Here is a 22,398-nt window from a genome sequence, read left to right as displayed (position 1 = left end):
TTGCAGGTGCGCGCTTCTTCCGGTCCGCGCCCGGTGCGACGTTGATCAAGTAATGTCGCGGCGCATGGGCAGGACGACGGCGATCAGGGATGCGGCGAGTGCGTAGAAGGTGAGTAGCAGCGCGCCGGCGGCTGGCGGTAGCAGGCGGACGGCGGTACTGCCGACCTCTTGCGACATGGCATCGGCGAGGTAGGTGAAGTCGGTGAGGGAGGCGGTGGCGCCGCCGGGCAGCACCGGGTAGAGCAGGTTCACGCCGGGGATCATCATGAGCAGCGGTTCGCCCACGTACAGGTAGCCGATCACGACGCACAGGGCCGCGACCTGGTTACGGATCAGGGCGCCCATGCCGACACCGATCAGGAGGTAGACGACCATGGCGAGGCCGATGCGGGCGAGTAGCGCGAGCACGGTGCCGGTCGGCAGGCCGAGCGAGATGCCGCGGGTGGCGGCGACGGTAAACAGGGCCGCGGCGGCGGTGCCGGCGAGGATCAGCCCGTAGGCCAGCCCGGCCACGCCGTGGACGGCGAGTTTGGCGGCGAGGACCTGCCAGCGGCGAGGTGCGAACAAGAACGTGAGGGCGGCGGTGCGGTGCCGGTACTCGGAGGTGACGGCGAGTGCACCGGCGGCGGCCGGCACGAACGCGGTGTAGCCAAGGATGCCGAGGATCGAGCGGACGCCGCTTTCGGTGTGCAGTCCGGGCATGGGTGGGTCGAAGTTCTCCGGCCCGACGAATGCCATCGCGGCCATCATGCCGCCGCCGAGCACGGCGGCGGTGAGCAGCAGCCCGCTCCACATACGGGTGGCGAGCAGCCGACGGGCTTCGGCGCTGATCAGATGTTTCACGTTACGGCCGCCTTGTCGATGGTCAGGTGCAGAAACAGTTGTTCGAGGCTGGCGTTCTCCGTGACCAGTTCATGGACTCGCAGCTGGTGCGCGGCGGCGAGCTCGGCGATGCCGGGTGCGTCCAGTCCGTGGACGCGGAGACGGCCGCTGTCGGTGGCTTCGACCTGCGGTGGATGGCCGGTCGGCCCGCCGGCCCGTAGGACGGCAGTCAGCCGGTCGGCGTCCGGAGACTGCACCAGCACTGCCGGTGGTCCGGCGAGCCGCGACCAGGGCCCGGCCGCGACGAGCTCGCCGTTGCGGATCACCACGACGTCGTCGACGAGCTGCTGTACCTCGTTGAGGACGTGGCTGGAGATCAGCACGGTGCGTCCTTCGTCTGCCAGCCGTCGCAGAAACCCGCGCAGCCACAGCATTCCTTCGGGATCGAGGCCGTTGCTCGGCTCGTCCAGCAGGAGTACCCGTGGGTCACCGAGCAACGCTGTGGCGAGGTTGAGCCGCTGTCGCATGCCCGTGGAGAACCCTCGGGTACGGCGGTCGGCGGCATCGGTGAGGCCGAGCAGTTCGAGCAGGTCGCTCACTCGGCTGTCCGGGTAGCCGCCCATCGCGGCGTAGACACGCAGGTGGTCACGGGCGGTGTGGCCGGGGTGGAACGCGCTCGCGTCGAATACCGCGCCGACCGTGGACGACGGCCGCCGCAGCTGCCGGTACGGCCGGCCACCGATCGTCGCGGTGCCGGACGTCGGTGAGGCAAGGCCGGTCAGCAGGCGCATGGTAGTGGTCTTGCCGGCACCGTTCGGGCCCAGGAAGCCGGTGACGACGCCCGGCGCGACGGTGAACGTAAGGTCGCGGACCGCGGTGACCGTGCCGTACCGCTTGGTCAGGTGCGAGACCTCGATCGTCTGACGGTCGCCGCTCATGCGCGGGCCGCCATCACGCGTGCGATCGTGTCCGCGATCCTGGCTCCGGCCGGGTGGGAGAGCACCACCTCATCAAGCTGTCCACCGGTGGACGGCCGATCCAGGACGAGGTGCAATCCCGCCTCACCCCGGCGCGCCACCACGAGCTGGCGGGGACCGCCGAAGATGCCCCAGACACCGATCTTGAGGAATCCGGACACCACGATCCCGCGCCGGGCGCCGTGCGCCAGACCCAGTGGTTCGGCCACGAATGCAGCGCGCCGCACGCCGGCGGCCGGGATCGTCAACCGCTCGCGCCCGATCCAGAGCCGCTCCCATCTGGTGAATCGGATGTCGATGAGGTCGCCGGTAACCGTGACTGTAGCCATCAGACACTCTCCTCCGTCGTGCCGGACCCCTCGTTGCGCTCCGGCGTCTGTGGTGTGGCCTCGGACGCCGCCGACTCCCCGGCCGGCAGCAGGATGGTGGCCAGCAGGCGAGGCACCCGGCCCTTGCCGGGCTCGTTGCCGAGCAGCGGCCCGATGATCTGGTTGAGGTCGGCGGCGAACGTTGCCAACTCAGCGTCGGTCAGGTGCAGTACGAGCTGCTGGTAACCCACCCCGTCGGCGATGAAGTCGATCCCTTCGCGGGCGAGGTAGCGGGAGAATTCGGACAGCAGGCTCGACACGAACGCGGTGAAGTACCGGGCGTGATCCTCAGGCGTCGCCGTGGCCAAGGCCGCGGGGTCCAGCGCCGCGCCGTGGGCGGGCAACGCGTAGACCCGCTCCACCGCACCGCGAATCTTGCGTTGGTCCACCACCTCGATCAGGCCCGCTTTGACCAGCGTGGCCAGGTGCCGGTAGAGCGTGGCGTGCGGGATGTCCGGCAGCCGCGCCGCGATGTCCTGCGTCGTCAGCCGGGCTCCGGCGACGGCCCTGAGTACGCGGATGCGCACAGGGTGCAGCGCCAACTCGGCCCAACCGTCTCCGGACATTCCCACGAGCGCAACGTTATCACTCTCGATAGTGATAACGGAAGCGAGTGAGCGATCCGCCGACGACCCTGTCGTGTCGGAATCGCTGTCACACCGGGTCCAGGCTGCGGAGATAGCCACGTACCGGATGGCGGAGCTGGTCGCCGGAGGACGGGCCTGTCTGCGATGCTCGTCGGATGGTCAGCTCGGTTGAGCGGCGCCGGGTCGTCCGGCGGGTGGCCGACCTGGTGCCCGTGCCGGAAGGTGGCGCCTGCGTCCGCGTCGGGATCGACGGGCCGGACGCGTCCGGCAAGACGACGTTCGCCGACGAGCTGGCCGCTGTGATCCGCGCGCTCGGTCGTCCGGTTGCCCGGGTCTCCCTCGACGACTTTCATCACCCGCGCGCTGTGCGGTACCAGCTGGGGCGCGACTCACCCGAAGGCTTCTGGCGGCACGCCTTCGACTACACGCGGTTCCGCAGCGAGGTGCTGGACCGGTTCGGTGCCGGCGGAGACCGCCGCTACCGGACGGCCGCGCATGACGTCGTCACCGACACCGAACACGTGACGCCGCTGCGGACCGCTGCCGTCGGCACCGTGCTCATCGTCGACGGGCTCTTCCTCCATCGGGAGGAACTCGTTGCGGCGTGGGAGATGTCGGTGTTCCTGGACGTGGATTTCGCAGTGACGGCGAAGCGCATGGCGCTCCGCGACGGTGCCGACCCCGACCCCGACCACCCAGGCAACCGCCGCTACTCGGACGCCCAGCGCATCTACTACGCCGCCTGCACTCCACATGAGCGTGCCGACATTCTCATCGACAACCAGGATCTGATCACGCCACGCATCGTCCGGGAAAGGCCGTGAGCGGCAGTCGACCGATGGGGTCCGGCGGCGGGTCCGGCGTCAGCGGAAGGCGGCGTGGCCGGTCACGGTTTGACCGATGATCAGCTGGTGGACCTCCGACGTGCCCTCGTAGGTCAGGACCGACTCCAGGTTCGACGCGTGGCGCAGCACCGGGTAGTCCAGGGTGATGCCCGCGGCGCCGAGGATGGTGCGGCACTCACGGGCGATGGCGATCGCCTCGCGAGTGCTGTTGAGCTTGCCCAGGCTGATCTGGCGGTGGTCCAGGGTGCCGGCGTCCTTCAGCGCCGCCAGCTGCAGCGCGAGCAGGAAGCCCTTGCCGAGTTCCAGGGTCATGTCGGCGAGCTTCAGCTGGGTCGCCTGGTAGGCCGCGAGGGGCCGGTCGAAGATCTCGCGGCTTCCGGCGTACGCGATGGTCGTCGACAGGCAGTCGTGCGCGGCGCCGAGGGCGCCGAAGACGATGCCGAAGCGGGCCTCGTTGAGGCAGGACAGCGGGGCCGACAGGCTGGTCGCGCCGGGCAGCATCGCGTCGGCGGGCAGCCGTACCCCGTCGAGGACCAGCTCGGCGGTGACGGACGCGCGCAGGGAGAGCTTGCGGGTGATCTCCGGGGCGGCGAAGCCGGGCGTGCCGGCGGGCACCAGGAAGCCGCGGATGCCTTCGTCGGTGCGGGCCCAGACGACGGCGACGTCGGCGACCGAGCCGTTGGTGATCCACATCTTGGTGCCGTCGAGGATCCAGTCCGAGCCGTCGCGGCGGGCGCGGGTGCGCATGCCCGACGGGTCGGAGCCGAAGTCCGGCTCGGTCAGCCCGAAACAGCCGATCGCCGTGCCGCTCGCCATGGCCGGCAGCCACTGCTCACGCTGGGCCTGCGAGCCGTAGCGGTGGATGGCGTACATCGCCAGCGAGCCCTGCACCGACACCAGCGAGCGCAGGCCCGAGTCGCCCGCCTCCAGCTCGAAGCAGGCCAGCCCGTACGCGAGGGCGGAGGTGCCCGCGCAGCCGTAGCCCTGCAGGTGCATGCCGAGCACGCCGAGCGAGCCGAGTTCCCGGGCGAGGTCGCGGACCGGCAGGCTGCCCTTCTCGTACCAGCCGGCGACGTGCGGCCGGACCCGCCGGTCGACGTAGGTGCGCACGGCCTCGCGCAGGGCGCGGCTCTCGTCGTCGATTCGGCCGTCGACGCCGAAGTAGTCCAGCACGGGCAGGGTCGCGGGCGGGGTCACAGCGATCATCCTTTCGCAAGTACATCGAGGACGCCCTGGGCGACGGCGACGGCCATCGCGTCGAGTGCGTCCGAGGTCATCGCCGCCATGTGCGGTGTCGCCAGGACCCGCGGGTGGTGCAGGAGCGGATCGTCGGGCGAGGGCGGCTCCGGGGCGAACACGTCGACGGCGTAGCCGCGCAGCCGCCCGCCGTCGAGCGCGGCGAGGACGGCGGCGTGGTCGACGACCCCGGCGCGGGCGGTGTTGACCAGCAGCGCGTCCGGCCGCATCGACGCCAGCGCGGCGGCGCCGATCAGCCCGGTGGTCTGCGGGGTCTGCGGGACGTGCAGGCTCACCACGTCGGCTGAGCGCAGCAGCTCGTCCAGCGGCACCAGGCGGACGCCTTGTGGCGGTACCACCGCCGCGACGTCGAACGCGATGACCGTCATCCCCAGGCCCAGCGCGCGGACGGCCACGCCGCGGCCGATCGCGCCCAGCCCGACCAGGCCCAGCGTCCGGCCGGCGAGCATGGTGCCGGTCAGGCCGGCGGCGACGACTGAGGAGGGCAGCGAACGGCCGGCCGGGAAGCCGCCGCTCGCGAGGGTCGCGACGGCCCCCGGCAGCTGCCGGGCGAGGGCCAGCGCGGCGAGGACGACGAACTCGGCGACCGACTCGGCGTTGGCGCCCGGCGTGCTGACGACCGGGATGCCCAGCCGCTGCGCCGCGGCGAGGTCGATGCCGTCGAGGCCGGCGCCGTGGCGGCCGACGACCCGCAGCCGCGGCGCGGCCTCGAGCATGGCGGCGGTGACGGGGGAGGAGCGCACGACGAGGGCGTCGGCGGTGGCGAGCGGGCCGGCGGCGAGGGCGGCCGGGTCGGTGACGCCGGCGACGCGCACCTCGGCGGCGGCCCGCAGCAGCTCCATCCCAGCGTCCGCGATCGGCTCGGTCAGCAGGATCTCAGGCATGCGGTCTCACCAGCCCGTGTAGCAGGTCACCGGCACCGAGTAGAAGTCGCGGGCGTAGCCGCCCTGCTCCCGCGGGCCGTGGTTGGAGTCTCCGGTGCCGCCGAACGGCAGGTGCAGCTCGGTGCCGGCGGTGGGTAGGTTGACCGTGACGATGCCGGCCCGCGCGTCGCGTTTGAAGCGCTCGGCGGCGGCGAGGGACGTGGTGACGATGCCGGCCGAGAGCCCGTAGCGGGTGTCGGCGGCGACCGCGATCGCCTCGTCGAGGTCGCCGACCCGGATGACGCAGGAGACCGGGCCGAAGATCTCCTCCTGGGCCACCCGCATGCCGTTGTGCGCGCCGGTGAGCAGCGTCGGGCGCATGAACTGCCCGTCGCTGGTGCCGCCGGCGGCCACGGTCGCGCCCTCGGCGGTGCCGGCCGCGACGTAGCCGAGGTTCTGGGCGAGCTGCTGCGGGCTGACCACCGGGCCGATCTGGCTGCGCGGGTCGAGCGGGTCGCCGACCGTCAGTGCCCGGGCGGCGTCGGCGAGCGCGGCCACGAACCGGTCGTGGATGCCGTCCTGCACGATGAGGCGGCTCGACGCGGTGCAGCGCTGGCCGGTACTGAAGAAGCTGCCGTCCAGGGCGCAGCGCACGGCCACCTCGAGGTCGGCGTCGTCGAGCACGACGAGCGGGTTCTTGCCGCCCATCTCCAGCTGGAAGCGCTTGTTGCCGTGGGCGAGGCACTGCCGTGCGACGTGGGCACCGGTGCCGGTGCCGCCGGTGAACGACACGCCGTCGACGCCGGGCGCGGTGAGCAGCGCCTCGCCGGCGGTCCGACCGGCCCCGAGGACCAGGTTGAACACGCCCGGCGGCAGGCCCGACCCGGCGATGATCCCGGCCAGCTCGCCGGCCGAGGCGGGCACCAGCTCGGCCGGCTTGAGCACGACCGCGTTGCCGTAGGCGAGTGCCGGCGCCACCTTCCACGCCGGGATCGCGATCGGGTAGTTCCACGGCGTGATGACCGCGACCACGCCCAGCGGCCGGCGGCGCACCTCGGCGTGGACGTTGTCCCTGGTGGACGCGTACACCTCGCCCTGCGGCTGCAGCAGCTGATGGGCGTAGTAGCGGAAGGTCTGCCCGGCCCGGACGACCTCGCCGCGCGCCTCGGCGAGCAGCTTGCCCTCCTCGCGGGCGAGCAGCACGGCGAGCTCCTCGGCGCGGCCGAGGATCGTGGTGCCGATCCTGTCGAGGACCGCCATTCGCTCGGCGACGGGCGTGCGGGCCCAGCGGGGCTGGGCGGCGCGGGCGGCCTCGGCGGCGGCGCGGGCGGTGTCCGGGCCGGCCTCGGCGTACTCGCTGACGACCTCGTCCGGCCGGGCCGGGTTCACGTTCGGGCGGCGGTCGCCGTCGACCCATTCGCCGCCGACGAGACTGCGGTGCAGCACGGTCACACCCCCGCGGCCGCGACGGTCGCGGGCTCGGGGAAATGGCAGGCGACCCGGTGCCCGTCCGCCGGGTCGGTCAGCACGGGCACGGTCGTCGCGCACACGTCCTGCGCCTTCCAGCACCGCGTGCGGAACCGGCAGCCGCTGGGCGGGTCGAGCGGGCTCGGCACGTCCCCGGTGAGCAGGACGCGCTGCCGCTTGGTCTCGACGAGGGGGTCCGGGATCGGCACCGCGGACAGCAGCGCCTTCGTGTAGGGGTGCCGCGGCGACTGGTACAGCTCCTCGCACCCGCCGACCTCGACGACGGTGCCGAGGTACATCACCGCGATCCGGTCGCACAGGTGCCGGACCACGGCGAGGTCGTGCGCGATGAACATCATCGTCAGGCCCAGCTCCTCCTGCAGCTGTTCGAGGAGGTTGACGATCTGCGCCTGGACGGACACGTCGAGGGCGGAGACCGGCTCGTCGGCGACGACGAAGTCGGGGCCGCTGACGAGGGCCCGCGCGATGCCGACCCGCTGGCGCTGGCCGCCGGAGAACTCGTGCGGGTAGCGGTCGTGCCAGCGGTCGCTGAGCCCGACCAGCCGCATGATCTCCTGCGCCTTCGCCCGCCGGCCGGCCGCGGACAGGTCGGAGTGCACGAGCAGCGGCTCCTCGATGAGCTCGCCGATGCTCATGCGTGGGTTCAGCGACGCGTACGGGTCCTGGAAGATCATCTGCATCCGGCGGCGCATCGCCCGCATCCGGCGGCCGGGCAGCGTGGTCAGCTCGGTGCCGTCGAACCTGACGCTGCCCCGGCTGGGCCGCAGCAGCTGCAGGATGGCCCGCCCGGTGGTGGACTTGCCGCAGCCGGACTCGCCGACCACGCCGAGGATCTCGCCGCGGCGGATGTCGAGGTCGACGCCGGCCACCGCGCGCAGCCGGGCCGGCAGCAGCGAGCCGCGGCGTGGCACCTTGAAGTCGACCGCCAGGTCCCGGACTTCCAAGAGGTTGGTCATCGCGCCTCCACGGACTGCTCGGCGAAGCGGTCCTCGTCCGACAGCCAGCCGCCCGCGTCCGCGGGGCGCATGCCCCAGCAGCGGTTGAGCTGGCCCCGGTCAGGGACCTGATGGGTGAGGACGAGGTCGGGCACGGCGTCGGCGCAGCTGTCCCGGGCGTGCGCGCAGCGGGGCGCGAACCGGCAGCCGGGCGGCATCGCGGTCAGCTCGGGCGGGCGGCCCGCGATCGGCCGCAGTCGCCCGCCGCGGACCAGGTCGAGGCGCGGGACCGAGCCGAGCAGGCCCCAGGTGTACGGCATCTGCGGGCGGTGGAACAGGTCGACGGTCTCGGCCCGCTCGACGATCTGCCCCGCGTACATGACGTTGACCCGCTCGGCCATGCCGGCCACGACGCCGAGGTCGTGGGTGATGAACAGGACGGCGGTGGCGGTCTCGCGGGCCAGGTCGCGCAGCAGGTCGAGGATCTGCGCCTGGATGGTGACGTCGAGCGCGGTGGTGATCTCGTCGGCGAGGATGAGCCGCGGGTTGCAGGACAGCGCCATCGCGATCATGACGCGCTGCCGCATGCCGCCGGAGAGCTGGTGCGGGTAGGCGCCGAGGCGGCTCTGCGCGGCCGGGATGCGCACCATCTCCAGCAGCTCGACGGCCCGGGTCCGGGCGGCCCGGCGGCTCAGCCCGAGGTGGGCCTGCAGGGTCTCGGTGATCTGCTTGCCGATGGTGAGCACCGGGTTCAGCGAGGTCATCGGATCCTGGAAGATCATCGCGATGCCCTTGCCGCGCACGGCCCGCAGCTCGCGGCGGCTCAGGGTGAGCAGGTCCCGGCCCTCGAAGAGCACCTGACCGCCGGTGACCTGCCCGGCCGGCGGCACGATCAGGCCCATGACGGACTGCGCGGTCGCCGACTTGCCGCAGCCGGACTCGCCCACGAGCGCGACCATCTCACCCGCGTCGACGGTGAACGAGACGCCGTCGACGGCGGTCACCGAGCCCCGCGCCGCGCGGAATTCCGTGCGCAGGTCGCGCACCTCCAACAAGGCCATCGAAACTCCCCAAAACTCGGTGCGCGAACGTCGCCATTCGTCACTCGGGAGTGTTGCACAGGCGATCTTCGTCGTCTAGGCTCCGGCGAGCGACGAATTACGTCGATTGAGAGTTGGAGCCGATGACATCCAAGAGCTCGATCGTGAAGGATCGCGCGATCATCCGGGAGCTCGTGCAGGACCCGAGACAGACCAACGTCGCACTGGCGGCCAAGGTCGGGCTCTCCGAGGGTTCGGTGCGGCGCCGGATCGACCGCCTGCTCGCCGAGGGCAAGCTGCAGTTCTCCGCGATCCCCAGCGCACCCTTCATGGGCCGCCCGGTGCACACGCTCTTCGAGATCCAGAGCGCCCCAGGCGCCACCGAGCAGCTCATCGACAAGCTCGCCGGCATGCCCGAGATGGCCTACGTCTACCACGTGACCGGCCAGTTCGACATCATCGCCGTCGGCTACTTCGCCTCCACCAACACCATGCGCCGGTTCTGGACCGAGCGCCTGGGCCACCTGGAGGGCGTCATGGAGAGCCGGTCGGTGATGGTGCTGCGGGTCGCCAAGCGGGCCCACGAATGGGCGCGTGACCTCGCCGGCGCCGACGACGAGCTGGAGCCCGGCTGGGACGAGGGCGCCGAACCCGGGTTATCCGGTTACGAGCACTGACCGGCAGGAGAGCACACCATGCTGCGCATCACGCTGATCCGCTCGCTGACGGTCATCCCCGTCCTGCTCGGGATCTCAGTCATCTCGTTCCTGGTCATCCGCATGATCCCGGGTGACGTGATCAGCTCCATCATGGGACAGGACTTCGGTGACCCCGAGGTCGAGGCGGAGATGCGCCGCTACTTCGGGCTCGACATGCCCGTGCACGAACAGTTCTTCACCTGGTTCGGCGACCTGCTGCGCGGTGACCTCGGCACCTCCATGCGCACCGGCCAGCCGGTGCTCGACGAGATCCTGCAGCGACTCCCGTCGACCCTGCTGCTGGCCGTCTCCGCGTTGCTCGTCGCCATCCTGCTGTCGATCCCGATGGGGATCCTCAGCGCCACCCGCCGCAACGGCCCGCTCGACGCCTTCGCCCGCGTGGCGTCGCTCATCGGCCTGTCGGTGCCCAACTTCTGGCTGGGCATCCTGCTCGTCTACGTCTTCTCCGTCTCCCTCGGCTGGCTGCCCTCACAGGGCGCCAGCGAGGGCGGCGGGCTGCTCGACAACCTGAAATACCTGGTGCTCCCCGCCGTCACCCTGGGCGCCAGCCTCGCCGCGATCAACATGCGGATGACCCGCTCCAGCATGCTGGAGGTGCTCAACCAGGACTACGTGCGCACCGCCCGCGCCAAGGGACTGGCCGAGCGCGTCATCCTGGTCCGCCACGCCCTGCGCAACTCGCTCATCCCGGTCGTGACCGTGCTCGGCATCGAGCTCGGCGCGCTGCTCGGCGGCACCGTCATCGTCGAGCAGGTCTTCGCCTGGCCCGGCCTGGGCACGATGGTCATCCGCGGGATCAGCCAGCGCGACTACCCGGTCGTCCAGGGCACCCTGCTCTTCCTCGCGTTCTTCTACGTCCTGGTCAACTACCTGGTCGACCTCGTCTACACCTACCTGGATCCGAGGCTGCGCAGTGGTCACTGAAGTCGACACCGTCACGGAGGTACAGGCGCGGCGGCTCGGCCGGCTGCGCACGGTCGGCGGGCGCGGCGGCGCGCTGCTGCGGCAGCTCACCCGCGACAAGATCGGCGCCGTGGGGCTCACCCTCGTCCTGCTCATGGCCGCGGCCGCGGCCCTCGCCCCGGTCATCGCGCCCTACGACCCGACCGCGATGTCCAACCAGCGGCTCGCCACGCCCGGCGGGACCTTCCTGCTCGGCGCCGACGAGGCCGGCCGCGACCTGCTCAGCCGGGCCCTCTACGGCGCGCGCACCTCGCTCGCCGTGGGCCTCGTGGTGGTCGGCTGCGCCGCCGTCATCGGCGTGCTGCTCGGCCTGCTCGCCGGCTTCTACCGGGGAATCCTCGACGCGATCATCACCCCGGTCACCGACATCATGTTCGCCTTCCCGACCCTGCTGCTCGCCCTCGCCGTCGTGGCCGCCCGCGGGCCCGGCACCGAGAACCTGATCCTCGCCCTGGTGCTGGTGTTCATCCCCAGCTTCGCCCGGATCGTGCGGGGCACGGCGATGTCGGTGCGGCGCGAGCCGTTCGTCGAGTCCGGGCAGGCCGCCGGGCTCAGCAACGCCCGCCTCATCTTCAAGTACGTGCTGCCCAACTCGATCGCGCCGATCGCCGTGCAGTTCACCACGAGCATCGCCTACGCCATCCTCATCGAGGCGTCGCTGGGCTATCTCGGCCTCGGCGTCCAGCCGCCGGCGCCGTCCTGGGGCTCGATGCTGGCCAACGGCAAGGCCTTCATGGAGCTGTCGATCTGGCCGTCGGTCGTGCCGGGCGTGTGCATCATGATCGCGGTGCTCGGGTTCAACCTGCTCGGCGACACCCTCCGCGACGTCCTCGACCCGCGGCTGCGCGGCCGCACCAACCGCTGAACTGGAGCCCTCCGTCGTGGAATCCATCGACGAGCACGTCGTCCGCCGGCTCACCGAATGGTCGTCCGGAGCGCCCACCGGCACTTTTGACGTCACCGAGGTCGACCGCTCGGTCCTGCTGGAGTACTGGGAGGCCCAGGTCCAGGCCCGTCACCTGGACCTCGCGCTGCGCTGGCTGCAGGCCCAGAAGGAAGGCTTCTACACGATCGGCTCCAGCGGCCACGAGAGCAACGCCGCCGTGGCCCTCGCCCTGCGCCCGAGCGACCCGGCGCTGCTGCACTACCGCTCCGGCGGGTTCTACGCGGCCCGCGCCGGCCAGGTGCCCGGCGCCACCCCGATCAGCGACGTGCTGCACTCGGCGGCGGCGTCCCGGCACGACCCGATCTCCGGCGGCCGGCACAAGGTGTTCGGCCACCGCGCGCTGAACATCATCCCGCAGACCTCGACGATCGCCTCGCACCTGCCGCGCGCGATGGGTCTTGCCTTCAACCTCGGCCGGGGTGCCGGCTCGGTGTACCCCGACGACGCCGTTGTCGTCTGCAGCTTCGGCGACGCATCGCTGAACCACTCCACCGCCGCCGGCGCGCTCAACGCCGCCGGCTACAGCGCCCACCAGGGCCTGCCGCTGCCGCTGCTGCTCGTCTGCGAGGACAACGGCATCGGCATCAGCACCCGATCGCCGCACGGCTGGGTCCGGCGCGCCCTGTCGTCGCTGCCCGGCATCGACTACGTCCACGCCGACGGCACCGACCCCGCCCACCTGCTGGCCGTCGCGGCCGACGCCGCGCGGCGGGTCCGCGCCGAGCGCCGGCCGGTGGTGTTGCACCTGGGCACCGTGCGGTTCATGGGCCACGCCGGCTCCGACGCCGAGCTGGCCTACCGCAGCCGGGCGGAGATCCTCGCCGACTACGCCCGCGACCCGATCCTCGCCACCGCCGCGACGCTGGCCCGCCGTGGCATCCTGAGCCCGGCCGAGAGCCTGGCCCGCTACGAGCACGCCCGCAAGCTCGTCATGGACGAGGCTCGGCATCTGGTCGGCGCGGTCGAGCGGCTCGCGTCGCCGGACGCCGTCACGGCGCCGCTGACCGCCCGCCGTCCCGCTGCCGTCACCGCGGCCGCCGCCCGCGCCGGCGCCGACCGTGCACCGGCCTTCGGCGGGAAGCTGCCGGAGGAGCGCGGTCCGCTCACCCTCGCCCAGTCGATCAACGCCGCCCTGCACGACGCCCTGCTGACCCACCCGGGCGCCCAGGTCTTCGGCGAGGACGTAGCCCGCAAGGGCGGCGTCTACGGCGCCACCCGCGGGCTGCGCAAGGCGTTCGGCGCCGGCCGAGTCTTCGACACCTTGCTGGACGAGCAGTCGATCCTCGGGCTGGCGCTCGGCGGCGCACTGGCCGGCGCCCTGCCCATCCCCGAGATCCAGTACCTCGCCTACCTGCACAACGCCGAGGACCAACTGCGGGGCGAGGCCGCGTCGCTACGGTTCTTCTCCGCCGGTCAGTACCAGAACGGCATGGTCGTGCGTATCGCCGGCCTGGCGTACCAGAAGGGCTTCGGCGGCCACTTCCACAACGACAACTCGGTCGCCGTGCTGCGCGACATCCCCGGCCTCGCGTTCGCCGTCGCGTCGCACCCCGCCACCGCACCCGCCCTGCTGCGCCAGTGCCTCGCCCTGGCCGAGGCGGAGGGACGGGTGTGCGTGCTGCTGGAGCCGATCGCCCTCTATCACACCCGCGACCTGCACACCGAGGGCGACGGCGGCTGGCTCGCCCCGTATGCGGCCCCGCAGGACTGGGCCGAGGCGCCGCTCGGCGCGGTCCGGACCGTCCGCGACGGCGGCGACCTGGCGGTGGTCACGTTCGGCAACGGCGTGCCGATGAGCCTGCGCGTGGCCGGCGTCCTGGCCGGCGAGGGCGTCGAGACGCGCGTGGTGGACCTGCAGTGGCTGGCGCCGCTGCCGGCTGCGGCCCTGTCCGCCGCGCTCGCCGGTGTGGACCGGGTCCTCGTCGTCGACGAGACCCGAGCGAGCGGCGGCGTCTCCGAGGCGGTCGTCGCGGCCCTGGTCGACGCCGGCTTCGCCGGCCGGATGGCCCGGGTCAACAGCGTCGACAGCTACGTCCCGCTGGGCCCGGCCGCCGACCAGGTCCTGCTCGGCGAGGCCGACATCCTGGCCGCCGCCCGTACCCTGCTCGCCTGACCCGCCGCCGCCCGCACGGGCGTCGGGGCGGCCGCGGGCGGCCTTCGTCGGTTGAGTTCGTTCCTCATTTGCTCCCACGGCCTCACACTCAGGCGGACGGCACCCGGTGAGCCTGCAAGTGGTCCGGCCGTCAGCGTGAACGAGGGCAGGGACGCGCACAGCTGCGTTGCTCGCCCGATCACCGCTTCCACCTCCGCGGGGCTGATCTCGTCCTCCCACGCCAGTTTCGGCATGGTCAGATGCAGCGCGTCGAGCGGAACGGGGTCGAGGTACGGCAGCTGCAGCTGACTCTGGCACTGCTCGGCCAGATTGCGAGGTTAGTGCTCGACGGTCAGCGGTGTTGTTCTGCGCGGAGCGTCTCGGACGCTTCGGTGAGTGCGGCGGTGCCGGACCAGCGCGATGCGGCTTCGAGGCACTCACGGCTGCGTTTGGGAAGCCCTCGAATCCGGCCCTGAACCTACGGAGTCGCGGCAGTGCGGTTCCGTGAAACCGGATTCGTTGCTACACAGGGGTTTCAGCGTTGGCTTGGTCCGGCTCGGTGGGTGCGTTGCTGTACCTTGCTGCTGTACTTCTCACCGACGACGGGGGTGACTGGTGGCTGAGGTGACGGGGACTCCGTTGGGGCGTCTGTGTGCTCATCGTGGAGTCGCGGCACCGCCGGAAGAGCAGATGCTCTCCTTGGCGCCGGTGCTGCAGATGCGCCCGGTCGATCTGCTGGCGATCGCCGGTGGAGCGGTACCGGCTGAGTTCGTTCCGGCCGATCCGGGTACAGCGGCGACGGTCGAGTCCCTGCTGTGGAACCGGCTGGACATCGCCACGGCAGAGGCCATGCGCGATCACGCCCGTTCGTTGCCCAGGTTGAGCGGGCCAACTGCCCCGGTCGAACTGCCAGCGTTGCCAGCACTGACGTTCGGGGCGGTCTTCACTCGGCTGATGGAACTGCGGAGCCTCACCCGCAAGTCGATGGCGTACGGGACGAGTTCGGCGCAGAGCACCATTGCCCGGGCGATGGGTGGCGGCGTGTTGGGCCAAAGGGCACTCGAACTCCTGTCCGCGCTGCTGTGCCTGCGCTCCGACGACGTCGAGGCGATGGCTGGCTGGACGGTGGAAGGCCCGCCTGCACACCCGTGGGTCCGGGACGAGGTCCCGATCCTCTGGGCCACCGGCGAACTGCTCCTCGCACTGGCGCCGCTGCAACGCGAACAGGTCAAGGCCGTACTGGGGGCCCACTACGCGCCGCGGCACCCCCACGGCACTGCCCTTTAGCCCCTCCGTCACCCGTCGCCGGCCGTTGGCTTGCCTTGGGTGCGGAGGGGCGCCCAAGAGACGGCGGCCCGGCTTCGGTGGAGTGAAGCCGGGCCGTCGTCGTCGGTCGTGCGGTCTGTCAGTAGCCGAGGTCCGGCTGGCGGTGCGTGCCGGCGAGGGGCTCGCCGGACAGGTACCGGTCGAGGTTGGCACGGAAGTCGGCGCCGAGGCGCCGCAGGTTGCCCGAGCCCCGGAACGACGTGTGCGGGGTGATCGTCGTGTTCGGCAGGTCCCACAGCCGGTGCTCCGCCGGCAGCGGCTCCTCCTCGAAGACGTCGAGCACGGCGCCGCCGATCCGGCCGGCGTGCATCGCCTCGACGAGCGCGTCCTCGACGACCAGCGCGCCGCGGCCGACGTTGACCAGCACCGTGTCCGGCCGCATGGCCGCGAAGTGTTCCGCTCCGAAGAAGTACCGGTTCTCCGTGGTGAGCGGCATCGCCAGTACCACGGCATCCGCCTCGGGCAGGAGCGCGAAATGGTCGCCGAAGGCCACCACCCGTGCGAAGCCGTCGACGGGGGAGCCCGTGCGGTTGACACCGATCACGGTGGAGCCCAGGGCGCTCGCGCGCCACGCCACCTCGGAGCCGATCCCGCCCGTGCCGAACACCAGCGTCGTGCTGCCGATGACGTCCTTGCCGACGAGGCGGATCCATTCGTGCCGCAGCTGGGCCTCGCGCAGCGCCGGGAACGCCCGGCCGTGCATGAGCATGGCGCCGATGACGTACTCGGCGATCGGCACGTTGTAGGAGTTCGGTGAGCGGGTGTAGACGAGGCCCTCGTCGAGGCGGCGCTGCCAGACGGTGCCGCCGACCCAGTCGAAGCCGGCGGCGGTGATCTGGACCCAGCGCAGCCGCTCGCATTTGCTCAGCAGCTCCTCGAACGTGTCCTCGTTCATCGCGCTGCGCAGGATGATCTCGGCGTCGAGCCACTCGTCGCGGACCGTGCCGTCGTCGGGGATCGCCGTGAACCTGCAGTCCGGGTAGTCGGCCGACAGGCCGGGGACGAGCTCGGCGAGGTTCGGGGTGAGCAGTGCGTGCGGGCCGGTCACGAGCCCTCCTGGGCCTTCTTCTTCCGGTTGTTGTACGTCACGCCGCCCTTGGCCCAGTTGTCGTAGGAGACCTCGTACAGCAGGACGTGGGTGTTCTCCCGCGGCGAGCCGTACTTGACCAGGACGTCGGTCAGCTCGGCGATGATCGCCTCTTTGGTCTCCTGGTCGCGGTGGCCGATCTCGGCCCGGATGATCGCCATGATGCTCAGTGCTCCTTCGTCGCCGTTGCGAAGTCGGGGTTGCGGGAGTACTCGGACGTGACCGCCAGATAGGCGAAGGCGTGCGTGACGCCGGTCTTCAGGACGCCGTCGAAGACCTCGCGGGCCCGGGCGACGTCGCCGTTGTAGTAGTGCCAGTTGCCCAGGCCATAGCCCTGGGTCACGGTCTTGAGGCTGTCGCCGTCGCACATCGCCCACAGCTGCTCGGGGGTCAGCTCGCCGGTGTAGAGGCGCATCCGGCCCTCGTAGCCGACCAGGTGGTCCTCGTCGACGACGGCGATGCCGCGGAACCGGTCCAGGACGGCGTCGGCGTCGTCGGCCCGGCCGAGCCGGCGCAGCGCCATGTACTGCCAATCCTGCGACGCGACGATCCCCTCCTGGTGGCGGGCGCAGCGCTCGGCGTTGTGGAAGCTTTCCAGGCAGCCCTCGAGGTCGCCGTCGAGGTACTGGGCCACGCCCAGGTGGTACCAGACCGACGTGTGCAGGGTGGTGTTGTACCGCGCCAGCGCGCCCGGGTCGGCGGCCGCCATCGTGTCGGTGAGGTGCTGCGGCCGCACCGCCTCGGGCCGGCCGAGGATCAGGCTGACGACGTCCTTCTCGACCTCGGGCTGGTACATCTCGTACTCGTCCTCGACGTCGCCGAGACGGTCCGCGGCGGCCCGCAGGTCCTCGATCGCGCCGGCGTAGTCGCGGACGGAGATCCGCCGGTGGCCGCGGAAGCGCAGCAGGCGAGGGTCGCCCGGCTCCAGTTCGAGGGCCTCGGTGAGCAGGGCGACGGACTCGGCGTGCTTGTTGAGGTAGCCCTTGAGCCGGGCGGCGATGATGTAGCGGTGGCTCAGCGGGAGGTCTTCCATGCCGGTGCCTTTCGTTGCGAGGTGCTCCGGAGGGGCGCCCACACCCGGGCGCCCCTCCGGAGGGTCATCGGTTGAGCCAGAGGCTGCGGTAGAAGCGGTACGTCGGGGTCGGGTCGCCCCGGTAGCCCATGACGTCCTTCTGCACGACGTCGAAGTCGGCGTTGAGGAACGTCATCGCGACCGGGCCGCGCTCGGCCAGGATCTTCTCGGCCTGCTGGTAGAGCGCCGAGCGCTTGTCCTTGTCGAGCTCGGAGCGGGCCTGGACGATGAGCGCCTCGTACTCGGGGTCGCTCCAGTTGCCGTAGTTCAGGCCGCCGCCCTTGAGGAAGCTGGCGCTGAACCGCTCGTCCGGGTCGTAGGTGAGGCCGAAGCCGGACTGGTACATGTCGAACTCGCCCGACTTGGTCTTCGTGTCGGCGATCGTCGACTCGACCGACTCGATGGTCACCTTGATGCCGATCTTCGCCAGCTGCTGCTGCTCGACCTCGGCCGAGCGCACCTGGAACGCCGAGGTGGCGATGACCATGAGCTTGGCCTCGAAGCCGTTCGGGAAGCCCGCCTCGGTGAGCAGCTGCTTGGCCTTGTCGATGTCCGCCTTGCCGTAGACCGGGGTGGTGAGCGCGCCGTAGCGGTCCGGCGGCAGGTAGCCCGCATTGAGCGCGGTGCCGAAGCCGGAGTTGGCGACGTTGAGGATCTCCTGCCGGTCGAGCGCGTAGAAGATCGCCTGGCGGACCTTCACGTTGTCGTACGGCGCTTTGGACGTGTTGAGCCGCAGGTGCAGCGACAGCGAGCCGGACCCGCCGTACCACTTGAGCTTCTCGTCCTTCTTCAGCGCGTCGATGAACTCCGGCGCGGGCCGCCAGAGGAAGTCGACGGTGCCGCTGCGCACCGCGGCGGCGCGGGCGTTGTCGTCCGGGTTGAACGTGAAGTCCATGCCGTCGAGGTACGGCAGGCCGGACTGCCAGTACTGCGTGTGCTTGTCGAGCTTGATGGTCTGCCCGGCCGTCCGCGTCGCGATCTTGAACGGGCCGCTGCCGCCGTCGACGGCGGTGTTGAGCCCGCCCTTCTCGTCGACCACCGTCTTGTCCACGATGGACGAGGCGGCGGTGGACAGCAGGGTCAGGATGGCCGCGTTGGGCTTGCTGAGCTTGAGCACGGCCGTGCGCTCGTCGGGCGTCTCGACCGCGCTGATGCCCTCATAGCTGCGGGCGCGCGGGGCGCGGGTCGCCGGGTTCTTGATCCGCTCGATCGAGTACTTCACGTCGGCCGACGTGACCTTGCGCCCGCTGTGGAAGTACGCGTTGTCGCGCAGCTTGAACGTCAGGGTGAGCCCGTCGGCGCTCTGCTCCCACGACTCGGCGATGGAGGGCTTGATCTCGCCGCGGTAGGACTCCACGAGCGACTCGTAGATCTGCTCGTTGATGACGAAGGCCGAGGTCTCGGACATCTTGTGGGGGTCGAGCTCGTTCGCGTCCAGCCGGATCATGATCCGCAGCCGGCCGCCGGCCTTCGGCGTGCCGGAGGGCTGCGACTCGTCCTCCAGGCGGATGTTCTTGGTCAGGCCGTCATTGGTGCTGGCGCCGTTGTCACTGTTCGGGGGCTCGCCGCCGGAGCAACCGGCCACGAGCGCCGCAATGACGCCCACCGCCAGCACTCTGGTCATGAAATGCGTTCTCATGGGTCTCCTTGGCTGATCTCTCAACTCGCGCCTACCGGCCGGCCGGGCTCCATGCCTCCCCAAACACCCGCAGCCAGTTGCCGCCGAGGACCTTCGTCACGTCGGCCGGAGAGAAACCTCCGGCCAGGAGCGCCTCGGTGAAGTTCGGGAAGTCGGCGGCGTCGTCCATGCCGATCGCCCGCCGCTCCTCCCACTTCCAGTCGCCGAGCAGGCTCTTGAACTCCTTGTCCTTGAGCTGCTCGGCACGCATCGCCTCGGTGAGCGTCTCGTCGTAGTCGGTGGCGATCGCGACGTGGTCGATGCCCGCGACCTCCACGACGTGGCTGAGGTGCTCCACGAAGCGGGTCAGGTCCGGACGCCGGGTCGGCGCGTCCGGGTAGTACAGGAACCCCGAGAGGGTGGTGATGCCGATGACGCCGCCCTGCTGGCCGAGGGTGCGCAGGAAGGCGTCGTCCTTCGCCCGGATGTGGGGCGAGATCGCGTCGCAGAACGAGTGGGTGACGACGACGGGAGTGCTGGACACCTCCATGGCGTCGAGCCCGGTGCGCTGCCCGCAGTGCGAAACGTCGACGACGATGCCGATCTCGTTCATCGCCTCGACGAAGATGCGGCCCTTGTGCGTCAGGCCGGGGTCGACGCTCTCCCCGCAGCCGGCGCCGAGCAGGTTCTGCCGCTGGTAGGTCAGCTGGAGGATGCGCACGCCGAGGTCGTAGAACGTGCCGAGCAGGTCGAGGTCGACCCCGATCATCTCGGTGTCCTGGGGCCCGAGGATCACCGCCTCCTTGCCCTCGGCCTTGGCCCGCTCGATGTCGGCGACGCTCGTGGCGAGCAGCGCCCGGTCGGCGTGCGCGTCGATCCAGCGGCGGCACTGGTTGACCTCCCGCAGCGCGGTGACGGTGTCCGCGTAGGGCCTGGTCACGGTGTGGTTGACGGCGGTGACACCACCACGGCGGATGCGGTCGAGGTGGGCTTCGGACAGCTCGATGACCGTGCTGCCTTCCACGACGGTGGCCGCGGCGTGCAGTTCGGTCGCGGAAAGAGCGGGACTTTCCTGGGCGGCAATGTTCAACGTCATCTCCAGGATCAGCGGAAGATGCCCGACTCTACGAGCAACGCCAGTTTCCTGTCCATAGATCTTACGAACTCGTCATAAACGAGCTTCCAAGCGACGAATTTCGTCACTTTGGCGGTCATCACTATGTTGCGTCTCGGATGCCGGTGCTGATAACGCCCAAATCGGGACCACCGTGCCTCGTGGAAGCCCGGCGCCGGCCGAAGCGCACCTGCCCGGCGAAGAGGTGCGCGTGTCGAGCGACAGGCCAGGTGACCAGCAGTTCAGCGTGTGTGACGGGTCTGCGGACGGCGGTGGCGCGTTCGGTGAACGCCGCGGCGACACGGAGCCCGCGCCGGCGCGTCACGCGCCCAGGCCGAGCGCGGCCGGCCCGAGATCGAGCGTCAGGTGTCAGTGATCTTGGCGGCGCGGGCCAGTCGGCGGCGGGTCCGGCGAGCATCGCCCGCGCCGCGGCGGCGCTCTCGTCGGGGCGCTCCGTGTCCCAGGGGGCGTGCACCCAGATCTGGTACTCGTCCGGCTGCTCGAGCTGGATCTCGAGCTCGCCGGCGTCGGTCGTGTAGACCTTGACGCCCTCGACCCCCGGCGGCAGGGCGAGGCCTGCGAGAATGAGCCGCCCGGCCCGGTGCGCCGCACTCTCCCAGCTGTGATCGGCGCCGATGCGGGCCACCTCGGCGTCATAAGCCCCGGCATCGGACAGCGTCGTGCGCCGCTCGCCCTCCCAACGCGCGCCTCGCCGGCCCCACTCCCAGCGGACCGTGTCGCCCTCACGGCGGATGCGCGCCTCGACGGCAAAGCGGTCCGGGCCGCAACTCGGGCAGCACGCGACCGTCGTGGTCGTGAACTCGCCGGTCGCCACGAAACGGTTCAGCGGCACCAGCGCGTTCCACGGCCCCGGGCCGTCGTTGTCTTCGGCGTGGCTGACGTCGACGCCGTCGATCCGCACAATCACCACCGGCCTGGACATGCCAGGCCGCGAATGCAACGCCTGCTCGATGGACAACGACAGCAGCGACAGCAGCGACAGCACGACCACGTCCTCTGGGTGCTGTCCTACCGCCGGCGATGAGCAGCAGGTCCTGGCCTTCCACCCGAAGCGTCGCCTCGGCGAGCAGGCCCCTATCCAGGAAGATCGACACCTCTTGGACCCGGCCGGTGGGTGGCTCGGGACGGGCTCTCGACTCGACTGGTCTGCTGCAGCAGGCCGTCGCGGTCACCCCCGCAACGGCGGAGGGCGTTCAGGAAGACGTGTGTAGGAAGAAGTCGAACACCTGCTGCGGGTCCGGGTAGTCGTTGAGAGCCGCTTCGCATTCGGCCTCCGGCATCGGCGGCCGCAGGCCGGCACGGCGGCAGAAGTCGAGCAACTCCTCGGCGCCGAGCTCGCCGACCCAGGTGCCGAGGAAGTCGACCAGGCTGGTGCCGACCGCGCCGCGGTGCCCGCCGTGACGGTCGCCTTCAAGCACGACCCGACAGCCTGACGGAGCCGCAGGCCACCCGTCGGGATCGCCCGGGCCGGCCGACAGCCGGCGCTGCCGAGCGCCCATGGGCATCACATGCGGGCGCGGAGCACGTCGATCTCGCAGCCCGGTTTGGACGGGTCGAAGCCGTGCTCGACCAGCCAGCGGACGGCGAGCAGGCTGCGCAGCGACCACCACGCGCGGATCGCGTCGAGGTCGGCGCCGGGGCCGTAGCCGGCGATGACGTCGTCGAGGTGCTCCTCGTGGCCGAGCGTCAGGCTGGCGAGGTCGAACATGGCGTCGCCCCGGCTCGCCTCGGACCAGTCGAGCACGCCGGTGACCTCGTCGCCGTCGACGAAGACGTGGGAGATGTGCAGGTCGCCGTGGGTGAACGCGGGTGTCCACGGGCGGAGCGCGGCCTCGGCGACCTGGCGGTTGCGGGTGACGAGGTCGGTGGGGAGGACGTCGTTCGCGATGAGCAACGTGCATTCGGTGTCGAGGTCCGCGGCGATGGCGTCGGCGGTGCGGCCGGGCCAGGGTGGCAGGGGCGCGTCGTGCAGCTTCCGCACGGTGGCGCCCGCCGCGGCCCACGCCGCCGGCGACGCGGTCGACGGCTCGCCGAGACGGCCGAGCGCCAACCCTGGGAGGGCGGCGAGCGCGAGCACGGGCGGCCTGCGCCACAGGACCTCCGGCGTCGGGACGGGCGCAAGGGTCATCGCCTCGACCTCGACGTCGACGCGTGCCTGATCGGTGTCGACCTTCAGGAACACGTCACCGACGCGCAGCGTCGCGCGCTCGTGATGGGCGATGACCACCTCGATACGGTCCACGACTGCCATCTTCGGG

23 protein-coding genes are annotated in these 22,398 nt (G+C 71.1%); 6 read left to right on the top strand and 17 right to left on the bottom strand.

Annotated features, from left to right (window positions below):
* Positions 1 to 45 precede the first annotated feature (45 nt).
* From ACQEVZ_RS00380 to ACQEVZ_RS00365, 4 genes are all read right to left on the bottom strand, one after another.
* Entirely contained in the window at positions 46 to 843 is a 798-nt protein-coding gene (locus ACQEVZ_RS00380; protein ID WP_433359611.1) for an ABC transporter permease, read from the bottom strand.
* Complete coding sequence (locus ACQEVZ_RS00375; RefSeq protein WP_433359608.1) at positions 840 to 1,760, bottom strand: ABC transporter ATP-binding protein; 921 nt, start codon at positions 1,758 to 1,760, stop codon at positions 840 to 842. The genes ACQEVZ_RS00380 and ACQEVZ_RS00375 overlap by 4 nt, the downstream gene beginning before the upstream one ends.
* A complete protein-coding gene (locus ACQEVZ_RS00370) occupies positions 1,757 to 2,008 on the bottom strand; it encodes a hypothetical protein (RefSeq protein ID WP_433359605.1) in 252 nt (83 codons plus the stop codon). The genes ACQEVZ_RS00375 and ACQEVZ_RS00370 overlap by 4 nt, the downstream gene beginning before the upstream one ends.
* Before the next feature lie 119 nt (positions 2,009 to 2,127).
* The gene (locus tag ACQEVZ_RS00365; RefSeq protein ID WP_433359602.1) at positions 2,128 to 2,853 is read right to left on the bottom strand and encodes a helix-turn-helix domain-containing protein; all 726 of its coding nucleotides are present in this window, start codon (positions 2,851 to 2,853) and stop codon (positions 2,128 to 2,130) included.
* 56 nt (positions 2,854 to 2,909) lie between these two features.
* Between ACQEVZ_RS00365 and ACQEVZ_RS00360 the strand changes: the two genes are divergently transcribed.
* Entirely contained in the window at positions 2,910 to 3,578 is a 669-nt protein-coding gene (locus ACQEVZ_RS00360; RefSeq protein ID WP_433359599.1) for a uridine kinase, read from the top strand.
* A 39-nt stretch (positions 3,579 to 3,617) separates the two neighbouring features.
* On the opposite strand, the gene ACQEVZ_RS00355 is transcribed toward ACQEVZ_RS00360, so the two are convergent.
* Genes ACQEVZ_RS00355 through ACQEVZ_RS00335 form a run of 5 tightly spaced genes read right to left on the bottom strand, consistent with a single transcriptional unit; the run spans position 3,618 to position 9,203 of the window.
* Positions 3,618 to 4,805 carry an acyl-CoA dehydrogenase family protein gene (locus ACQEVZ_RS00355; protein WP_354903050.1) on the bottom strand — a complete coding sequence of 396 codons (1,188 nt, stop codon included), beginning with the start codon at positions 4,803 to 4,805 and terminating at the stop codon, positions 3,618 to 3,620.
* A complete protein-coding gene (locus ACQEVZ_RS00350; RefSeq protein ID WP_433359594.1) occupies positions 4,802 to 5,740 on the bottom strand; it encodes a hydroxyacid dehydrogenase in 939 nt (312 codons plus the stop codon). The genes ACQEVZ_RS00355 and ACQEVZ_RS00350 overlap by 4 nt, the downstream gene beginning before the upstream one ends.
* Positions 5,741 to 5,746: 6 nt before the next feature.
* Positions 5,747 to 7,165 (bottom strand): aldehyde dehydrogenase family protein, encoded by a 1,419-nt coding sequence (locus tag ACQEVZ_RS00345; protein ID WP_433359591.1) that lies wholly within the window; start codon positions 7,163 to 7,165, stop codon positions 5,747 to 5,749.
* A 2-nt stretch (positions 7,166 to 7,167) separates the two neighbouring features.
* Positions 7,168 to 8,163: an ABC transporter ATP-binding protein gene (locus tag ACQEVZ_RS00340; protein WP_344512988.1), complete on the bottom strand. Its 996-nt coding sequence runs from the start codon at positions 8,161 to 8,163 to the stop codon at positions 7,168 to 7,170.
* A complete protein-coding gene (locus ACQEVZ_RS00335; protein ID WP_354903056.1) occupies positions 8,160 to 9,203 on the bottom strand; it encodes an ABC transporter ATP-binding protein in 1,044 nt (347 codons plus the stop codon). The genes ACQEVZ_RS00340 and ACQEVZ_RS00335 overlap by 4 nt, the downstream gene beginning before the upstream one ends.
* A 122-nt stretch (positions 9,204 to 9,325) precedes the next feature.
* Here ACQEVZ_RS00335 and ACQEVZ_RS00330 point away from each other — a divergent pair, with 122 nt between their 5' ends.
* From ACQEVZ_RS00330 to ACQEVZ_RS00310, 5 genes are all read left to right on the top strand, one after another.
* Positions 9,326 to 9,859 carry an Lrp/AsnC family transcriptional regulator gene (locus ACQEVZ_RS00330; protein WP_344512985.1) on the top strand — a complete coding sequence of 178 codons (534 nt, stop codon included), beginning with the start codon at positions 9,326 to 9,328 and terminating at the stop codon, positions 9,857 to 9,859.
* A gap of 18 nt (positions 9,860 to 9,877) precedes the next feature.
* Positions 9,878 to 10,825 (top strand): nickel ABC transporter permease, encoded by a 948-nt coding sequence (gene nikB, locus ACQEVZ_RS00325; RefSeq protein ID WP_344512984.1) that lies wholly within the window; start codon positions 9,878 to 9,880, stop codon positions 10,823 to 10,825.
* Positions 10,815 to 11,729, top strand: a complete 915-nt coding sequence (locus tag ACQEVZ_RS00320) for an ABC transporter permease (RefSeq protein WP_344512982.1) — start codon at positions 10,815 to 10,817, stop codon at positions 11,727 to 11,729. Before nikB ends, ACQEVZ_RS00320 begins: the two co-directional genes overlap by 11 nt.
* A 16-nt stretch (positions 11,730 to 11,745) precedes the next feature.
* Complete coding sequence (locus tag ACQEVZ_RS00315) at positions 11,746 to 13,923, top strand: thiamine pyrophosphate-dependent enzyme (protein ID WP_433359583.1); 2,178 nt, start codon at positions 11,746 to 11,748, stop codon at positions 13,921 to 13,923.
* Between the two features lie 669 nt (positions 13,924 to 14,592).
* The gene (locus ACQEVZ_RS00310) at positions 14,593 to 15,189 is read left to right on the top strand and encodes a hypothetical protein (protein WP_433359580.1); all 597 of its coding nucleotides are present in this window, start codon (positions 14,593 to 14,595) and stop codon (positions 15,187 to 15,189) included.
* A gap of 118 nt (positions 15,190 to 15,307) precedes the next feature.
* Here ACQEVZ_RS00310 and ACQEVZ_RS00305 read toward each other — a convergent pair whose 3' ends face one another.
* The 8 genes from ACQEVZ_RS00305 to ACQEVZ_RS00270 all read right to left on the bottom strand — a co-directional run bounded on the left by ACQEVZ_RS00305 (position 15,308) and on the right by ACQEVZ_RS00270 (position 22,391).
* A complete protein-coding gene (locus ACQEVZ_RS00305; protein WP_433359577.1) occupies positions 15,308 to 16,276 on the bottom strand; it encodes a D-2-hydroxyacid dehydrogenase in 969 nt (322 codons plus the stop codon).
* Complete coding sequence (locus ACQEVZ_RS00300; RefSeq protein WP_190253310.1) at positions 16,273 to 16,476, bottom strand: tautomerase family protein; 204 nt, start codon at positions 16,474 to 16,476, stop codon at positions 16,273 to 16,275. The genes ACQEVZ_RS00305 and ACQEVZ_RS00300 overlap by 4 nt, the downstream gene beginning before the upstream one ends.
* Positions 16,477 to 16,481: 5 nt before the next feature.
* Positions 16,482 to 17,348: a hypothetical protein gene (locus tag ACQEVZ_RS00295; RefSeq protein ID WP_433359574.1), complete on the bottom strand. Its 867-nt coding sequence runs from the start codon at positions 17,346 to 17,348 to the stop codon at positions 16,482 to 16,484.
* A gap of 64 nt (positions 17,349 to 17,412) precedes the next feature.
* Positions 17,413 to 19,026 carry an ABC transporter substrate-binding protein gene (locus tag ACQEVZ_RS00290; RefSeq protein ID WP_433359571.1) on the bottom strand — a complete coding sequence of 538 codons (1,614 nt, stop codon included), beginning with the start codon at positions 19,024 to 19,026 and terminating at the stop codon, positions 17,413 to 17,415.
* Positions 19,027 to 19,057: 31 nt separating this feature from the next.
* Complete coding sequence (locus ACQEVZ_RS00285) at positions 19,058 to 20,101, bottom strand: dipeptidase (RefSeq protein ID WP_433359568.1); 1,044 nt, start codon at positions 20,099 to 20,101, stop codon at positions 19,058 to 19,060.
* Between the two features lie 121 nt (positions 20,102 to 20,222).
* The gene (locus ACQEVZ_RS00280; RefSeq protein ID WP_433359565.1) at positions 20,223 to 21,125 is read right to left on the bottom strand and encodes a hypothetical protein; all 903 of its coding nucleotides are present in this window, start codon (positions 21,123 to 21,125) and stop codon (positions 20,223 to 20,225) included.
* A 208-nt stretch (positions 21,126 to 21,333) separates the two neighbouring features.
* Complete coding sequence (locus ACQEVZ_RS00275; protein ID WP_433359562.1) at positions 21,334 to 21,558, bottom strand: hypothetical protein; 225 nt, start codon at positions 21,556 to 21,558, stop codon at positions 21,334 to 21,336.
* Between the two features lie 86 nt (positions 21,559 to 21,644).
* Positions 21,645 to 22,391, bottom strand: coding sequence for a phosphotransferase (locus tag ACQEVZ_RS00270; RefSeq protein WP_433359559.1), 747 nt, complete (start codon positions 22,389 to 22,391; stop codon positions 21,645 to 21,647).
* Between the last annotated feature and the right edge of the window lie 7 nt (positions 22,392 to 22,398).

Origin of the sequence: Dactylosporangium sp. CA-152071 (assembly GCF_050936335.1) — a bacterium.
In the GTDB taxonomy this organism is placed as follows: domain Bacteria; phylum Actinomycetota; class Actinomycetes; order Mycobacteriales; family Micromonosporaceae; genus Dactylosporangium; species Dactylosporangium maewongense.
This window is presented reverse-complemented; position numbering and strand designations above follow the sequence as displayed.